The sequence below is a fragment of the Paenibacillus wynnii genome (assembly GCF_030812855.1).
GTDB classification, from domain to species: Bacteria; Bacillota; Bacilli; order Paenibacillales; family Paenibacillaceae; genus Paenibacillus_AQ; species Paenibacillus_AQ wynnii_A.
Window position 1 is genome coordinate 307424 of record NZ_JAUSTK010000001.1, and the last position, 15341, is coordinate 322764.

Annotated in this window: 17 protein-coding genes; 2 read left to right on the forward strand and 15 right to left on the reverse strand. The window is 46.1% G+C overall.

Annotated elements, in window-relative coordinates; translation table 11 throughout:
* Nucleotides 1-141 precede the first annotated feature (141 nt).
* Nucleotides 142-1077, forward strand: coding sequence for a magnesium/cobalt transporter CorA (gene corA / locus J2T20_RS01275; RefSeq protein ID WP_307584805.1), 936 nt, complete (start codon nucleotides 142-144; stop codon nucleotides 1075-1077).
* A gap of 82 nt (nucleotides 1078-1159) precedes the next feature.
* Here corA and J2T20_RS01280 read toward each other — a convergent pair whose 3' ends face one another.
* From J2T20_RS01280 to J2T20_RS01335, 12 genes are all read right to left on the reverse strand, one after another.
* A complete protein-coding gene (locus tag J2T20_RS01280; RefSeq protein WP_307584807.1) occupies nucleotides 1160-2182 on the reverse strand; it encodes an HRDC domain-containing protein in 1023 nt (340 codons plus the stop codon).
* A gap of 146 nt (nucleotides 2183-2328) precedes the next feature.
* Nucleotides 2329-3210, reverse strand: coding sequence for an ROK family protein (locus J2T20_RS01285; protein WP_307584809.1), 882 nt, complete (start codon nucleotides 3208-3210; stop codon nucleotides 2329-2331).
* Between the two features lie 162 nt (nucleotides 3211-3372).
* Nucleotides 3373-4299 carry a 5'-3' exonuclease gene (locus J2T20_RS01290; RefSeq protein WP_307584811.1) on the reverse strand — a complete coding sequence of 309 codons (927 nt, stop codon included), beginning with the start codon at nucleotides 4297-4299 and terminating at the stop codon, nucleotides 3373-3375.
* Nucleotides 4300-4328: 29 nt separating this feature from the next.
* On the reverse strand, nucleotides 4329-4694 hold the full coding sequence (locus J2T20_RS01295; RefSeq protein WP_307584813.1) for an arsenate reductase family protein: 366 nt from the start codon (nucleotides 4692-4694) through the stop codon (nucleotides 4329-4331).
* Between the two features lie 195 nt (nucleotides 4695-4889).
* Nucleotides 4890-5867: an RluA family pseudouridine synthase gene (locus tag J2T20_RS01300; RefSeq protein WP_307584814.1), complete on the reverse strand. Its 978-nt coding sequence runs from the start codon at nucleotides 5865-5867 to the stop codon at nucleotides 4890-4892.
* 1 nt (nucleotide 5868) lies between these two features.
* Nucleotides 5869-6432 (reverse strand): cob(I)yrinic acid a,c-diamide adenosyltransferase, encoded by a 564-nt coding sequence (locus J2T20_RS01305; RefSeq protein ID WP_307584816.1) that lies wholly within the window; start codon nucleotides 6430-6432, stop codon nucleotides 5869-5871.
* Between the two features lie 37 nt (nucleotides 6433-6469).
* On the reverse strand, nucleotides 6470-7021 hold the full coding sequence (locus J2T20_RS01310) for a hypothetical protein (protein ID WP_307584818.1): 552 nt from the start codon (nucleotides 7019-7021) through the stop codon (nucleotides 6470-6472).
* Between the two features lie 193 nt (nucleotides 7022-7214).
* Nucleotides 7215-7466, reverse strand: a complete 252-nt coding sequence (locus J2T20_RS01315) for an aspartyl-phosphate phosphatase Spo0E family protein (RefSeq protein WP_307584820.1) — start codon at nucleotides 7464-7466, stop codon at nucleotides 7215-7217.
* A 178-nt stretch (nucleotides 7467-7644) separates the two neighbouring features.
* Nucleotides 7645-8862: an aminotransferase class I/II-fold pyridoxal phosphate-dependent enzyme gene (locus J2T20_RS01320; RefSeq protein ID WP_307584822.1), complete on the reverse strand. Its 1218-nt coding sequence runs from the start codon at nucleotides 8860-8862 to the stop codon at nucleotides 7645-7647.
* 13 nt (nucleotides 8863-8875) lie between these two features.
* Nucleotides 8876-9376 carry an Lrp/AsnC family transcriptional regulator gene (locus tag J2T20_RS01325; protein ID WP_307584824.1) on the reverse strand — a complete coding sequence of 167 codons (501 nt, stop codon included), beginning with the start codon at nucleotides 9374-9376 and terminating at the stop codon, nucleotides 8876-8878.
* A gap of 211 nt (nucleotides 9377-9587) precedes the next feature.
* Complete coding sequence (locus J2T20_RS01330; protein WP_307584826.1) at nucleotides 9588-9974, reverse strand: spore coat protein; 387 nt, start codon at nucleotides 9972-9974, stop codon at nucleotides 9588-9590.
* A 29-nt stretch (nucleotides 9975-10003) separates the two neighbouring features.
* Nucleotides 10004-10240 carry a spore coat protein gene (locus tag J2T20_RS01335; protein WP_307584827.1) on the reverse strand — a complete coding sequence of 79 codons (237 nt, stop codon included), beginning with the start codon at nucleotides 10238-10240 and terminating at the stop codon, nucleotides 10004-10006.
* Nucleotides 10241-10415: 175 nt separating this feature from the next.
* Between J2T20_RS01335 and J2T20_RS01340 the strand changes: the two genes are divergently transcribed.
* Nucleotides 10416-11636 (forward strand): NAD(P)/FAD-dependent oxidoreductase, encoded by a 1221-nt coding sequence (locus tag J2T20_RS01340; protein ID WP_307584829.1) that lies wholly within the window; start codon nucleotides 10416-10418, stop codon nucleotides 11634-11636.
* Nucleotides 11637-11703: 67 nt separating this feature from the next.
* On the opposite strand, the gene J2T20_RS01345 is transcribed toward J2T20_RS01340, so the two are convergent.
* Genes J2T20_RS01345 through J2T20_RS01355 form a run of 3 tightly spaced genes read right to left on the reverse strand, consistent with a single transcriptional unit; the run spans nucleotide 11704 to nucleotide 15282 of the window.
* Nucleotides 11704-12417, reverse strand: a complete 714-nt coding sequence (locus J2T20_RS01345) for a response regulator (protein ID WP_307585094.1) — start codon at nucleotides 12415-12417, stop codon at nucleotides 11704-11706.
* 2 nt (nucleotides 12418-12419) lie between these two features.
* Nucleotides 12420-14024 (reverse strand): DcuS/MalK family sensor histidine kinase, encoded by a 1605-nt coding sequence (gene dcuS, locus J2T20_RS01350; RefSeq protein ID WP_307584831.1) that lies wholly within the window; start codon nucleotides 14022-14024, stop codon nucleotides 12420-12422.
* A 46-nt stretch (nucleotides 14025-14070) separates the two neighbouring features.
* On the reverse strand, nucleotides 14071-15282 hold the full coding sequence (locus J2T20_RS01355; protein WP_307584833.1) for an MFS transporter: 1212 nt from the start codon (nucleotides 15280-15282) through the stop codon (nucleotides 14071-14073).
* Between the last annotated feature and the right edge of the window lie 59 nt (nucleotides 15283-15341).

The window sequence follows — 15341 nt, forward strand, 5'->3', positions numbered from 1 at the left end:
GGCGGCGGGAGCAATACTTCTTCATGCCTTTGGAACGTTATTCGGCCCTGTTTCCCCTTAGTGACCCGGCCAAGCTGATTTTTTTCTGTGCTATTATTAGCATCCCCTGGAGAAGACTAGGGACAGAAGGAGTGAAATCAGATGAAAATCCGGCTGGTAAATGCAGGGGTTTTTACACAGATCGATGATATTGAAGCAGCATTGACCGCTCCGGCGGAAGGGTTTTATTGGATTGACGCAGATTTGGAGGATTTAGAGCATCTTCAGCCTCTTTTTAATCTGCATGATCTGGCCGTAGAGGATTGCCTCAGTGAAGAGGATCAGCGTCCGAAGATCGAAATTTACGAAAGTCACTATTTCATCGTAGTAAACAGTATCCGATTTGATGATGAGGAAATATTCCTTCGAGCACTGAATGTGTTTCTTGGAAGACATTATATAATTACCGTTACCAAACAAAAGATTAATGAACTGCGTATCCTGAAACCTATGCTCTGGGAGCAGGAGGTTAGCGAGCCTGACCGGTTCCTGTATTTGCTCATTGACCTTGTCGTAGATAACTACTTTTCCGTCGGCGACCGGATTGAAGCGCGAATCGAGAAACTGGAAGAGGATATCCTCATGCACACCAAGAAGTCACACCTCAGTGAGATTATAGGTCTGCGAAGCGAAATTCTATGGCTTAAGAAGATGCTTGGACCGCAAAAAGAAGTTATCAATACCCTTAATAAAAAAGACCTCCGCCTGATCGATGATCAGCTGCAGAAGTATTTTAGCGATATATACGAAAATGCCGTAAAAATTTCTGAAACCTTTGAAACGTACCGCGACCTGATGGGCAACTTACGTGAGGCGTATCAATCCAGTATCGCCAACCGTGCCAATGAAATTATGAGAGTATTTACAGCCATAACCACTATTTTCATGCCTCTGACCGTTATTACTGGTATATATGGGATGAACTTTGATAATATTCCTGAAATTCATACGAAATATGGTTACTTCGGTGTAATTGGAGCCATGGTAACGCTCGGCTGTGGAATGCTTGTTGTATTCCGCAAGAAAGAATGGCTATGAGCGATATTGAACGATTTAGTAAAAGACGAAGGTCCCAGCCCTCAGGCAAGGGTTTTCCTTCGTCTTTTTGTTATGGATGAAATTAGTAATTAGCTGCGATTGCTGAGACATCTGTAAATTCACGCCGGAAACGAATGCGGATTAGACGGAGACGTTCATAATAAAGATCAAGGCCCCCCGGTGCGGTAAATTCATTTCCATACACCTTATACAAAATAGGCTTCAGAAAAACATCCCCAAGCTCAACGTATGCATTCCAAACCTCTTCCTGCTCGTTTTGCGGCATTCTGCCCAGTTCCTGCACAATTAGCTTCTCTACAGAATAACCATCTTTCTCTAGTTCCTCAACCGCCTCTAAGAGATCACGACGACTGACACCGCATTCCTCTTTGAGCTGTTCCATATCCAGTCCGCATTCAATCCCTTGAAGCAGCAGTCTGCGCATCCGCAACCGTTCCAACTGTTTCTTGTATTTAAGCTCCTTCTGCTTATATAACCAGGAGACAAAGGATTCGTCATCAATCTCTTTATGTACCCAGCTCAGCGGAAATAAATGCTCTCTTGGTGCTCCTGCTCCTGCTGTTATGGCAAGCCAATCGGCTCCATACTGAGTCGCTTTCCCTTCACCAACTCCGGGCAGTTGCAGCAATTCCTCTGGTGTATGCGGCAGAAAGGTACTTAGGAGCCTTAATAAACGATTACTGGCCAAGATATAAGGAGCCTTCCGCTCACTAGAAGATCTTCCCCTCCGCCAAGCACACAGTTCCTCATAGATCTTCTCATTCCCATGCTGCTCACTGTAATATTGCAGTTTCAAATGCTCGATATTCCGGTTTGGAAGACTTTCCTCCTCATGAAAGATACCCTCGATTAAAGGGCGGTATCCTTCCCCCATCTTTACGGCCAATTCATGCCTGTACACACAGAGCATCTCACTCCAAGAGCCGCCTTCATACCAAACGTTATCAACCGTATCCTCAGCGTTCGAAAAGTCCTTCCAACCTAAGCTCCAAACCCCCTCTTCTTCTCCGATCCAGAGCTGGGCGAACAACTCCTGATCACTGCTGGCATTCTTGGACAACCGATTCATAAATACAATTTGCATATATATCCCTTCCTCTCTAGTCAGACAGTACAAAAAAAAGAAGCACCTCTCTCACGATAAAACGTGAAAGAGGTGCTTCCTCATTAATTAATATACTGTTAAATCCTACAATACCATATATTACCGAACAGTCAATCCTTTTTATACTACTCCTGGACAAGTGCCAGCTTAGCCAAACCTATCGCACCGGACAAGCCAGCGTTATCCCCAAGCTGCGGAGAAACAATGTAATTATTAATATCCGTATTTAAGGCAGGATGCTGTACATAACCCTGCAGCAACTCCTGGAGCTTGGTCCGAATCAGCGGGAACAGGTGGCTTTGCTTCATGACTCCGCCGCCCATAACTATTTTTTGCGGGGATAAAATTAATACATAGCTCATCAGCGCATGAGCAAGATAGTGGGCTTCCATTTCCCATGCAGGGTGATCTATTGGCAGTTCAACTGCCGGCTTGCCAAAGCGGCCCCCAATGGCGGGTCCCGCTGCCAAACCTTCTAGACAGTCGCCGTGATAAGGACAAAAGCCCGCATAGTTATCATCCGGATGACGGCGCACAACAATATGGCCCATCTCAGGGTGAGACAATCCATGAACGAGCTTGCCGCCTACCACAGCACCTGCTCCGATACCCGTACCAACCGTTATATAAAGACAGCTCTCCAGCCCTTGTGCAGCTCCCCATGTATACTCACCAAGCGCTGCTCCGTTTACATCAGTATCAAAGCCGATAGGTACGTTAAAATGCTCTGCAACAGCACCCACAAGATTATACTGCCCCCAATGAGGCTTAGGTGTTGTTGTAATGTAACCATAAGTAGGACTGCCGAGAACCGGATCAATCGGACCGAAAGAACCAATGCCTATAGCTTCTACATTCTTGCCTTTAAAATATTGTAATACCTGCCCCATTGTTTCCTCCGGAGTTGTTGTGGGAAAGCTGACCCGGTCGATAATCGTACCGTCCTCTTTTCCAATTCCGCACACAAACTTGGTTCCCCCGGCTTCAATTGCTCCCAATAGCTTCATAAAAAATTTAACCCCTCCCGTATGTAGACGGGAAAGTATCTTCCCGCATTATTAAACCCACTTTACAATAGCATTTTTCTAACAGATAGACTATTGAAAAAAGTAAAAAAAAAAAGCGTACCAAAATCACAAAGACTCCCGGTACGCCATATAGACCTGTCCCTAACCCAAATCCCCAAGCTCAATCTGCACAATGCCCCGTTCATCCTGTACTGCAGCAATCAAATGCATGAGGCTGTCGAACTCCAATTCCCGGAACTTACGTGTTGCAGTTTCTCTCTGGAGTTCCCACAAACATTCGGTCAACGTACAGACAATCGGCACATCGCAGCGGATCTCTGCAAGCTCACGCGACAAATGCAGCATGTCCAAGTCGGCCTCGATCTTTGCCCGCACTCCTTTTGGCAGCAGATGAAGATTCTCAATAACACCCTCAACTGTGCCGTATTCTGTCAGCAGCTTAAGGGCTGTTTTCTCACCGATACCTTTAACTCCCGGATAATTATCGCTTGTATCACCCATGAAGCCCTTTAGGTCAATGACTTGAAGCGGGGTTAACCCTCTCTCCTCCAGCAATTCAGCCGGATCGTATACTTTATAGTTAGAGCGGCCTTTCTTCATAATCACGACCCTAACTTTATCATTTACCAGTTGCAGCATATCGTGGTCTCCGGTCAAAATGTATACCTCAGACTCCTCGCTGAAGCAGGAAGCCAAGGTTCCGATACAATCATCTGCCTCATAACCTACGATTCCTACGTTAGGTACACCTAGCTCAGCTACAACCTCTTTCACTAGTTCAAACTGCGGTATCAGCTCCAATGGAGGCTCGACACGATTCGATTTGTAGCCGTCGTACTTTTCAGTGCGGAAGGTGCCCTTGCCCATATCCCAGCAGCATACTACGTGTGTAGGTTCAAAGGTGGATACTGCATCAAAGAAATATTGTAAAAATCCGTATACCGCATTTGTCGGCAATCCGGCTTTTGTCTTGCGAATATATCCTCCATAAGCAGAGGCGTAAAAGGCCCGGAACAGCAGCGCCATTCCGTCAACAATCATAATCCGGCTTGATGTCTCTGGTGCCATGTGCAACCTCTCCCTTGTTATGATTTTGGTCAAACTATACTCCAGGCTTGTGCATATTGCTCTTCCTTGAAGCCTACGGTAACCTTGTGTCCATCGGTGACGATCGGACGTTTGATAAGCATGCCGTTGCCCGCCAGCAGTTCCAGTTGTTCCTGCTCATTAAGTTTCGCCAGCTTGTTCTTAAGGTCCAGAGACTTATAAACGTCACCGCCTGTATTAAAAAACTTCTTCAGTACAAGTCCGCTGTTCGCGACCAGTATACGCAGTTCCTCGACGCCGGGCGGCTGCTCTGCAATATGTTGAAGCTGCAGTTCATGACCCTGACCCTGCAGCCATTTTACGGCGCTGCGGCAGGTGCTGCATTTCGGATATTGGTATATTGTAAGTTTGCTCATAGATTCTCCTTCTAGGTGGTGATTGAATGTCGCTGCGCTAGCGAATTATTCTTCCGATCGCTGTTATCCTCAAATTTCCTGATTTAAACCACTATTCGTGGTAAAAATTTGAGGATAAAGGCGACCACTGCCGTTTCTCCAGAACAAATTCGCCTACTTCGCTCAAGATCACCACAAACCGTTAGCAACCTATTCTCAAGCTAGGGCGTGCTGCAGTTTCTCCTCAAGCGCTGCCATGTCGGGCGGCAGCGGAGCCTCGAAGGTCATATCTCGCAGGAGCACAGGATGCTTGAACGTCAGCCGCACGGCATGTAGCGCCTGTCGGGGGATGGCTGCATCGAGTACGGCCACAACTTCCAACTGCTCAGCTTGAGCAGGGGTTAGCTCCGACAATCCGTACAGCTCGTGGCGATACATACCGTCCCCAATCAATGGACAGCCGATTGAGGTCATATGCACACGAATTTGATGGGTGCGACCGCTTTCGAGCTTCAATTCGACACGCGAGCCGTGAGCATAGGTTTTCTTAACCTTGTAACGGGTTAAGGATGGATAACCATCAGGCGTCACTATACGCCGATGGGGTTCTTCAGGGTCACGGTCAATAGGCCCGTTTATATCGCCCGAAGCGGCAACAGGAACACCGTGTACAAAAGCAGCATAACGTTTATCTACGGTGCCGGCGATCATTTGCTCAGAGATATGTTGGTGGCTATATGGGTTCTTCGCAATCACAATGACACCGGAGGTTTCTTGATCAAGCCGATGTACCGGCCGGAAGCGGAAGCGCTCCTGCTTCTGCTTCCAATAGTAGACAACTCCGTTGGCAAGTGTATCGGTATAATGCCCGTGTGTGGGATGCACAATAATGCCCGCTGCCTTATTAATAACAAGCAAATGCTCATCTTCGTACAGAATATCAAAAGGAATCGGCTGGGGCAGAATATCTTCAGATTCCTCAGTCTCCATACGGATTTGTACGGTATCCCCGGCTTTGACACGTACGCTAATATAGACACGCTCTCCGTTTAGGGTGATACCCTGCTCTGTTTGCTTGAGACGGGACAACAGCTTGCGGGATACATCCATCCGTTTGTGCAGTATGGTTTTTAGCAGCCAATCGTCCTCGGCTGGTGGAATGATATAAGTTAGCGGCGAGTAATAACTGATCATATTAGTTTCGGAACACCTTTGCGCTCCGCACATACTCCACGTCTGCGATTCCTGTACGATGATTAGCCGCCCGAGCAAGTGAGAAGAAGTAATCCGACAAGCGATTAAGATAAGTAACCACTTCCGGATTAACATCCACACTACGTCCCAATGTCACTGCACGCCGCTCCGCTCTGCGGCAGACCGTACGGCAGATATGCAGGATGGAGGACAGTTGGTTTCCTCCTGGCAGGATAAAACGTTCAATCTTCGGATTCTCTTCCTCAAGACTGTCGATCCAGCCTTCGAGCCTCTCAGCCATTTCACTTTTAACTTTATACTTAGTCTCGCTAATCTCCACGTATGCCAGATCGGCACCGCAATCAAACAACTCATGCTGAATTTCCAGCAGTTGTTCCCGAACATCTGCCAGATTCTCGTCTTCCATTAAGCTTCGGGCTTGCCCCACAAAGCAGTTCAGCTCGTCAATCGTCCCATAGGCTTCTATGCGGACATCATCCTTACCTACTCGGCCTCCAATAACAGAGGTCTCACCTTTATCTCCAGTACGTGTATAAATAGCCATGGTCATATCCTCCTCTAAGGACTTAAGGAATTTATCTCTATTCCATCATTGCCTTTATTGCCTTTACACTTTGATCCATGTTATCCGTGGAAACCGCAACCGTAACAAACAATTCTTCAGGCGCGTAGCCCGTATCCTTGAACATTTTCAGCTTGGAGGCAGGAATCGCATATAAGTGTTTTTCCTGTCTAAGGTCATCCTCGCCCTCAACTGAAATTCCGCCTTCAAAGACACCCTCAGGGTAATCATCAGGTGAGAAATAAGCTTCCAACGGTAGGTTCGCACCATTTGCACCGTAAATAACAGCGTCCTCTTTAGACAAAATCATAATGTCATTCGCTCCAGCTGCATACTCCACCATTAGTTTCTGTATGTTGTATATGCCCATCACATTGAACTCCACTTTAAGGTCGGGTCCCAGCTTGTCCTTCAGGCCCTTTTCCATAGTCTCGCCGATGGTACTCGGACTTCCGGCTTTATCCATCATAAATATTGTAACCGTGTTCTCATCACTGCCTCCACAACCTGAAATCAAGGTCATCAATACGAGGAGTGCAGCAATAATACCGCCCTTCCGCTTTCCTGTCACCGTTCTTCCCCCTTAATCCTAAAAAAACATATAATAATAGTTTAATCCTTCTTATAGGAAGAAGGCAACTACAGACCTCTGTTTGAACCGGCTCTACAACTGCCAATTTATCCTATAGGTCTTTTTCTACCCACCTTTGATACAAAATCATAAAAAAGAGAACCCCTTAGGGTCCTCTATTAAGCACCGGCAGCTAGTTCCTGCGCGGGCCCTCTTTCATATATTCATTTATCTTTAGATCCAGTAAACTGCTGATTTCAATTACATTATCCGAGGTGAGTGACTTCTCCTGCAAAAAAAGCTGCTCCATCTTATGGCGAAGTATCCGAATTTCATCTTCCAGAGAGAGTCTGCGCTCAGATGCATCGCCCTTGGAGGTTCGTTTCCCGCTTCCAGAGAAAAATTCCCCACCATAGGAAGGTAAGTAATAATCGGCAATAAGCACAATCATCCCTCCTAAAAGTATTATTATAAGCGAGTATCATAGAATACATCAGAATAAATCCAGCTTCCAGATAAACGCATAGTTCCCAGAGTAAAACAACCCTATAAAGGGCATTATTACTTCCAAAGTAAAATAATACCATGAAGTTAGGAGATTTGCTATAGTACTATTTTCGTTATTATATTCTTTCTTGTTCCAGCTGCCTTACGAAAGCACCGATACGTTCAACCGCTTCATTCAGTTGTGATACCGAAGTAGCGTAGGAGCAGCGTAAATAGCCTTCACCGCCCAGTCCGAACACACTTCCTGGTACAGCCGCTACCTTATACTCACGCAGCAAACGCTGGGCAAATTCATCGGAGCTTAATCCGGTTGCCTGAATACTCGGAAAAGCATAAAATGCCCCTTGCGGCTCATGACATTCCAGCCCGGCATCCCTTAGTCCCTTGACAATCAATCGACGCCGCTGGTTATAAGAATCCGCCATTCGGTCTTTTTCCTCCATGCCATTGGTCAATGCCTCCAACGCTGCTACTTGACCCATGGATGGTGCACACATGACTGTATACTGATGAATTTTAAGCATGGCGGAGATCAAATCCGGATGACCGCAGGCATATCCCATACGCCAGCCCGTCATAGCAAAAGCCTTAGAGAAGCCACTGACAAGAATCGTTCGGTCCTTCATTCCTGGTAAGGAAGCGAAGCTCACATGGTTACTGCCGTACGTTAACTCCGCGTAGATCTCATCAGATATAACGATTAGATCATGCTTTTCAACTACCTTAGCAATCGGCTCCCAATCCGCCCGTGTCATAATGGCTCCAGTAGGGTTGCTCGGGTAACAGAGGATCAGGATTTTGGAACGAGGTGTAATCTTGGCCTCCAGCCCCTCTGCAGTAAGCTTGAAGTTATCCGCACCAAATGTCTCAATGCCGACCGGAATTCCTCCGCCAATAGCCGTAATAGGAGAATATGAAATATAGCAGGGTTCAGGAATCAGAATCTCATCCCCCGGTGCGATAAGTGCACGTAAAGCCAAATCAATAGCCTCACTGCCGCCTACCGTTGCAATAATCTGATCCACAGGGTTGTAATCCACAGCGAAGCGGGAGTGCAGATAGTTGGCAATACCTTCCCTTAGTTCGGGCATGCCTGCATTGGAGGTGTACCCCGTAAACCCTCTTTCCAATGAATAGACGCATGCTTCCCTAACGTGCCAAGGTGTCTTGAAATCAGGCTCCCCTACACCCAATGAAATGATATCCTTGCTGCCTGCCGCCAGATCAAAAAACTTGCGGATACCCGATGGCTGAATTTGTTGTACCAACGGGGCTAAATAAGAATTCATCGATTTATCACTCTTTGCGGCAAGCTGCGTTTTATTCGTGATCATATTCTAACTTCCTTTACGGAGAGATCATCAGGCGGTTGTCTTCTTGGTGCTCCTCGAAAATGATCCCGTCTTGTTTGTATTTTTTAAGTGTGAAATTTGTTTTAGTAGATAATACCGCATCAATTGGTGAGAGCTTCTCGGATACAAAATTAGCCACTTCCCTCAGATTTCGTCCCTCTACTTCTACCAGCAGATCGTAAGCGCCGGACATCAGATAGACGGATTTGACTTGCGGGTACAGATATATCCGCTCGGCTATACCTTCAAAACCGCGGCCTCTTTCAGGGGTAATCTGCACTTCAATTAATGCAGTTACTCTTTCATCATCCACCTTGTCCCAGTTGACAACTGTGGCATATTTGACAATTACATGTTCTTTTTCCATTTGTTCTATGACCATCTTCACATCTTCTTCGTCCGCTCCCAGCAGCGTAGCCATTAGCTCGGTTGAGCTTCTCGCGTCCTCCTTGAGCAGTTCCAGCACTTTCCTCTTTAACTCATCCATATCTTTCATGCCTTCCCTCCGGGATAGTTCGCATCTGACGTAACGCAAATTAGCTGCGCCGCCCGCGAAAAGATTTAATACTAATATGACATGAAAATAGCATCTCTGCAAACAAGAAGATACGCTTTTAGTATCATTTCAAAATAAATCCTACAGCAAAAACCGCCTATTCTCCGGATCATCCGGTCTGAATAGGCGGTTCTATCAAAATCCTGAAGGGTTACATCAAATAAGAAGTTGTCACGTTAGGCTGATGTACGGGTACATTCGGAGCCTGAGCATATTGCTCTGTTCCGCTTGCTTTTTGCTGCACGAATTGTTGGTTTTTTTGCTGGGTTTGATGTGCAGATTGAAGCTGCTTATCAATATCATAACGCAAAGCCTTGGCAGGTGCGGAATACATATTCATTTGGCCCATTTGAGTGTAAAGATCACCTTGGAGCCGTAGCGTATCCATGGTAAGTTCATTAAAGGCTTGTCGTACAGACGGGCAATTAGATTCTGTGGCAGCTGTCGTATATTCCTTAACTGTCCGCTTTAAGTCTGCCAAAATTGTATTTAGCAAATCCTCATCGGGCATAAATGCTGTTCCGTTTTGTGCGTTCACAGTATTACCTCCTTAAATTTTTAGTGAGACTATTGAGGTTGTGTCGGAGCATATTGCTGATGTTGCTGAATTAACTGCATTAGAGTACCCATATGGTTCGTATGACTTTGAAGGTGCTGCATGCACATTTGGCGGACTGTTGGATTCTGAGTCGTTCCCGCAGTGGCGGCTAGTTGTTTGATCAACAAATCCTCATTCGAGATGGAATCAGCGATATAGTCCAGTTCTTTTCGGGTGAGCGGCTGCATTTGTGTGGATTGTTGCATGTCTTTAATCCCTCCTTGTGTAGTGGTTCAAACAGGGTTTAGTATTTCGTGAAAGACCCCATTTTATGTGTTAGTAAAACTCAGAAACTGAAGTGAAATGGGATGGGCATTAAACGTATGACGGAAAAAAAACCTGCAAATACTAGTTCACAAGCTGCAAAGGAGAGAGCCACTTATGAATTTAATCAGCGGGCAGCTGCCCTGGAATCACACATTGCCGAATCCACCTGCATATAAATCCCTACAAGAGGACGCCTATTGTGATTGCCTGGTGGTAGGAGGTGGAATGGGAGGCGCCGCTGCTTCTTATCAGCTGTCACTAAACGGAGCGGATACGATCCTAATCGAAAAAAGAGCGGTAGGCAGTGGCAGTACTCACGCCAATACAGGTGTGCTCCAGATCTCCAACGACAAATCGCTTACATCGTGTATGAATACCTTCGGGGAGAAGCAAGGCGTTCTGTTTTATAACTTATGTCGTAAGGCTTTACAGGGCATTAACAAACTGAAGGATCAACTGGATATCGATCCGTATATCATTCCTCGAAGCAGTCTTCTCTTTGCCAGCTCACCGGAAGATGTCCCTGCATTAAGGGAGGAATACGTGAATCTGAAGACTCATGGCTTCGATACCGAGTTCTGGGAGGAGAGCAATATCACATCCGTCTACTCCTTCTCCAAATCTGCGGCATTGTATTCCCGGGGTGATGCTGAAGCCAATCCATTCCGTCTTGTACATAGTCTTATTAATAAAGCATTTTCCCGTGGAGTCCGCGTCTATGAGAACACGGAAGCTATGAGTTATGAATTCAAAGATGATGGGGTCATTTGCCATACCAGGGTTGGCCGTATATTTGCTAAGAAGATTATTTTTGCCATGGGTTATGAAACCCAAGAAATGAAAAAAGATCGGGGAGCTTTATTGATCAACACATATGCTGTCATGACTCGGCCTTTAAAGGAATTTCCTAAGTGGCATGAACGAAGCTTCATCTGGGAGACCGCCCGGCCTTATCTGTATTTCAGAACGACTCATGACGGACGTATTATTGCAGGGGGCAAAGATGAGGAACTAACCGATCCGAAGGAACGTGAAGTCCGAGTCCGTACCCAAGGCCAGAAGCTGCTTACAGAGATTGAGAAGCTTTTTCCAGAGAGTAAAGGTGTAGAACTGGAATACTCCTGGGGTGCCGTATTCGGAACAACCCATGACGGACTTCCGTACATTGGAGCTCACCCGAAATTTCCACATTGCTATTTTATAGAAGGTTACGGAGGCAATGGGACCGTCTACAGTATGATTGCCGCAGAATTATTAACCGATACTCTTGCTGGAAAACACCGGCCTGAGTTGGATTTATTCTCACTGGTCCGTTCTGCTAAGCCTTGCCCTTGAATAACCACTCACAGCAACAGCCTCCTTGCTAGAGGCAAGGGGGCTGTTCTCATTGCTATTCATTTCATTATTTTATAAGACCTTCTATCATCTCATATCCTTTAGGAGTGACCCGGTACATATACACCGGTCTGCCTACCGCACCATAACTGGTTTCCATAGACAACACTCCGATCTCCGTCAAAAAAGCTAAATATTTACGAACGGAAATACGTGAGATTAGGGATTTAGCTGTGATTTCATCCGTGGAGAACGCTCCCGCTGACAACGTCGTGATAACAGACCAAATGCTGCGGAGAGTTCCTATCGTCAAACCCTTAGGTAAAGCAGGACTGTCCTCTTCCGGTTCTTGCCTGTACCGAAGCAGCTTATCGAGCTCTTGCTGATTAAAGTTCTCCCCCCTCTTCATTAGGAGATAATTTTCTCGGTAAGCAGTCATCGCCGCTGCAAAACGTGAAAATTCAAAAGGTTTAATAAGATAATCAACCGCTCCGAATTGCAGGGCCTTACGAATACTTATGTTGTCGCTGGCTGCCGAAATGACTATCGCATCAACCGGTGTAGCCTGCTGACGGAGGAAGGACAACAACTGCAATCCGTTCGTATTTTGCATATATACATCCAGCAGAATTAGATCCACCTCAAGCTCTTCGAGTAATTCTTTGGCCTCATCCCCTGAAGCAGCCCACCCTACACTTTGAAATCCTTCGATTTGCTCAAGATAGTGCTTGTTAAACTTCGCCACCATAGGATCGTCTTCTACGATCAATACGTTTATGATCATTAGGCATCATCATCCTCTACAATGTATGGCACTTCTACAATAAATTCAGACCCATGCCCTTCCGTAGTATGAAGTGTCAAATGCCCATTCATTCTGTTCACACTTCTTTGGACAAGATATAATCCCATTCCCCGATTTTCACCTTTTGTGGAGAACCCTTGCTCATAGATTTCCTTACGTATGTATTCAGGAACCCCTAAGCCATTGTCGATCACGGTGCAGGTTAAACGGTCTGAATGGTAATGAAATGCCAGATGAATTTCCTTATTATCGGTTTCTTCCAAGGCATCCATAGCATTATCCAGCAGATTACCCACGATCGTAATCAGTTCGTGAATAATTTCCGAACCCTTCGCACGGGGTAAATAACAATCCTCTGCCAGAATCAGTTGTATTCCCGCTTCACGGGCTCTGCTTAATTTACCAAGCAGAAATCCGGCCATCACAGGATCTTTAATGTGTCTTGTTATAGAACCGATTTCATTCTGATAGTTGTTCACCGTTCCAGAAATATAGTGCTGCAGTTCCTCATACAATCCCATATGGGTCATGCCCATTATAACATGCAGCTTGTTCATAAATTCATGGGCTTGACCCCTCAAGGCTTCCGCATAAAGGGATACCCCGGATAATCGTTCCGCAAGATGGGAAATCTCAGTCTTGTCCCGAAAAGTAACAATAGCGCCAACAATAGCACCATTCACCCAAATAGGGAGACTATTTGCCAGCAATGTGGTTCCGTTGAGATCAATCTCCTCGTCTAGCTTCGCAATACCAGAGTTCAGCATATTTTCCAGCCGTAGAGCCGGCCAGTATTCACTAACAGGCTGCCTTAATGCCGCTCCTTTAATCCCGGCTTGTCTAAGGAGCCGTTCCGCTTCCAAGTTAATTAACGTAACTTTCGCGTTGTCGTCAATTGCCAGTATGCCTTCACGTGTCGATTGAAGCATTGCACTTCTTTCCTCAAGCAGCTTGGATATCTCTGATGGCTCCAACCAGAGCATCATCTGTTTAATTCTGCGTGCCAACACCATGGCGCCAAGTGCACCAAGTAGTGCCCCTGATAACAAGATAGCGATAATTGTCCATTCATTGCGTGAAATTATGCGGTGTACCTTTTCTAAAGAAAGTCCAACTACAACTATACCCACCTGATGACCTCTTCCATCGTATACGGGCACAAAAGCACGGATTGATTTTCCGAGGGTACCCTCACCTTCGGAGACACTCTCTTCTCCGTGCAAGGCGATATCTTGCCCTCCCCCGGCAAAGGGCTTGCCCACATAGGAAGCATCAGGATGAGAATAACGAATACTGTTCATATCAATCACTACCACGAACATAATATCGTTGCGGCGAGTAATCCTGGTTGTGTAGGCCTGTATCTCTTCGCTTCTGCCTTGAATCAACCCATCTGATATCAATGGCATCATAGCAATCGTTCTGGCGATCGTTATAGCCTTATCCTCCAGATTTTGACGAGTCTGAGGAATAATCTGATTCCTGAAAATGACATACAGCAAAAGCAGGACAAGCGTAACGACAGAGCACACCATAATGGTAATGCTTGTACGTACGCCGTAAATCCGTTTTCTTTTGAACACGAAATGATTCTCCCATGTACTAAATATTATTAATATGACCCGTACCTCATGCGGAATCCCGTTCCTTGTCGTGAGACAAAACCCTGCGTAAAAACAGCCAGCTCCCCACCGGAGCAACCCCAAGACCCAGCAATAGCAAGGTGATCGTACGTGGTGACCCGCTTGCTGACAGGACAGCAATAAATATTAAGGTGCCGGCAACCCGGCCTACCATTAAACTAAGCTCACGGAGTACTACGAGCTCTACCCGCTTCCCGACACTTTCTTTGGATTCGCCCATGAGATCAAAGCTGGTTGATACCATCGGAAGCATATAGAGCGGGATAAAGAGCGAGGTTCCTATACCCATAATCAGCAGGGTACCGAAGGTTACTTTCCACAGCAGCGGGGCAATGACAACCACCAGCATAATACTCCCCACCAGCATGCCTGCCGAGCGGAACTTTGGCTTGAACCATTTTCCGGCCGCCCAATAACTGACTAGAGATACAGCAGAGGTAATAAGCATATATTGACCCAGCTTGCTTTCTTCCTTGGCAGCTATGTATACGAGCAATCCGATTAGAAATGAAAATACGCCCTCACGCAGCCCTTGAAAAACAAGGCTCAATGTGGCTGGCCGCCAATGACTCTGTTTATTCTGAAGCTGCTTCAACGGCTCAAGCCACCGGTAAACTCCTTCAGTTTTACGCTTTTTAAGAAAGAAACTTAAGACAACAGCACAAGCATATATACAGAGTGAGATTATAAAAACTATGCGATAGCCCCTCTCACCATGCAGGTAGGAGATCAGCCACCCCGACAACCAGGGACCAATGATACCTGTTAAAGATCCCAGCAAACCGATCCAGCCATTGAAATAGTCACGATTCCCGGCATCTGTAATTTCAAAATAAACAATATTAAAAGCCAGCCAAAACAAACCAATGGCTATGCCCAGAAGGCATCCAAGCGGCCAGATATAATATACAGCTTTACCGCCTAGCCATAGCACAAGCATATAAAAAAGGCCCGATACGGCAATTCCGAGCCGTAGGGCATTCATTTTGTTATGTTCTTTAACCCATTTTCCTGCAAGCCAAAAACTAAGTCCCAATGCTAACTGCTGAGCCAAAGTGAACCAGCCGATCATGAAATAATCCTGGCGGCTTTTCCATAAGTATACATTCAAAAAAGTTCCAGACAATGCGCTTGCCAGCACAAATAATCCATTCACTGCCAATAATAGCAGAGCTTGGCCTTTCAGTGAGGCCTTCATCGAATTCCCCCTTTATATAGACATGTTCCTGTTTAACATGCCCGAAACCGGGGGAATCC

Bases quoted from the DNA above. Each gene is read 5' to 3' on its own strand.
- corA (WP_307584805.1), top strand. From the start codon at position 142: ATGAAAATCCGGCTGGTAAATGCAGGGGTTTTTACACAGATCGATGAT.
- J2T20_RS01280 (WP_307584807.1), bottom strand. From the start codon at position 2,182: ATGCAAATTGTATTTATGAATCGGTTGTCCAAGAATGCCAGCAGTGAT.
- J2T20_RS01285 (WP_307584809.1), bottom strand. From the start codon at position 3,210: ATGAAGCTATTGGGAGCAATTGAAGCCGGGGGAACCAAGTTTGTGTGC.
- J2T20_RS01290 (WP_307584811.1), bottom strand. From the start codon at position 4,299: ATGGCACCAGAGACATCAAGCCGGATTATGATTGTTGACGGAATGGCG.
- J2T20_RS01295 (WP_307584813.1), bottom strand. From the start codon at position 4,694: ATGAGCAAACTTACAATATACCAATATCCGAAATGCAGCACCTGCCGC.
- J2T20_RS01300 (WP_307584814.1), bottom strand. From the start codon at position 5,867: ATGATCAGTTATTACTCGCCGCTAACTTATATCATTCCACCAGCCGAG.
- J2T20_RS01305 (WP_307584816.1), bottom strand. From the start codon at position 6,432: ATGGCTATTTATACACGTACTGGAGATAAAGGTGAGACCTCTGTTATT.
- J2T20_RS01320 (WP_307584822.1), bottom strand. From the start codon at position 8,862: ATGATCACGAATAAAACGCAGCTTGCCGCAAAGAGTGATAAATCGATG.
- J2T20_RS01325 (WP_307584824.1), bottom strand. From the start codon at position 9,376: ATGAAAGATATGGATGAGTTAAAGAGGAAAGTGCTGGAACTGCTCAAG.
- J2T20_RS01335 (WP_307584827.1), bottom strand. From the start codon at position 10,240: ATGCAACAATCCACACAAATGCAGCCGCTCACCCGAAAAGAACTGGAC.
- J2T20_RS01340 (WP_307584829.1), top strand. From the start codon at position 10,416: ATGAATTTAATCAGCGGGCAGCTGCCCTGGAATCACACATTGCCGAAT.
- J2T20_RS01355 (WP_307584833.1), bottom strand. From the start codon at position 15,282: ATGAAGGCCTCACTGAAAGGCCAAGCTCTGCTATTATTGGCAGTGAAT.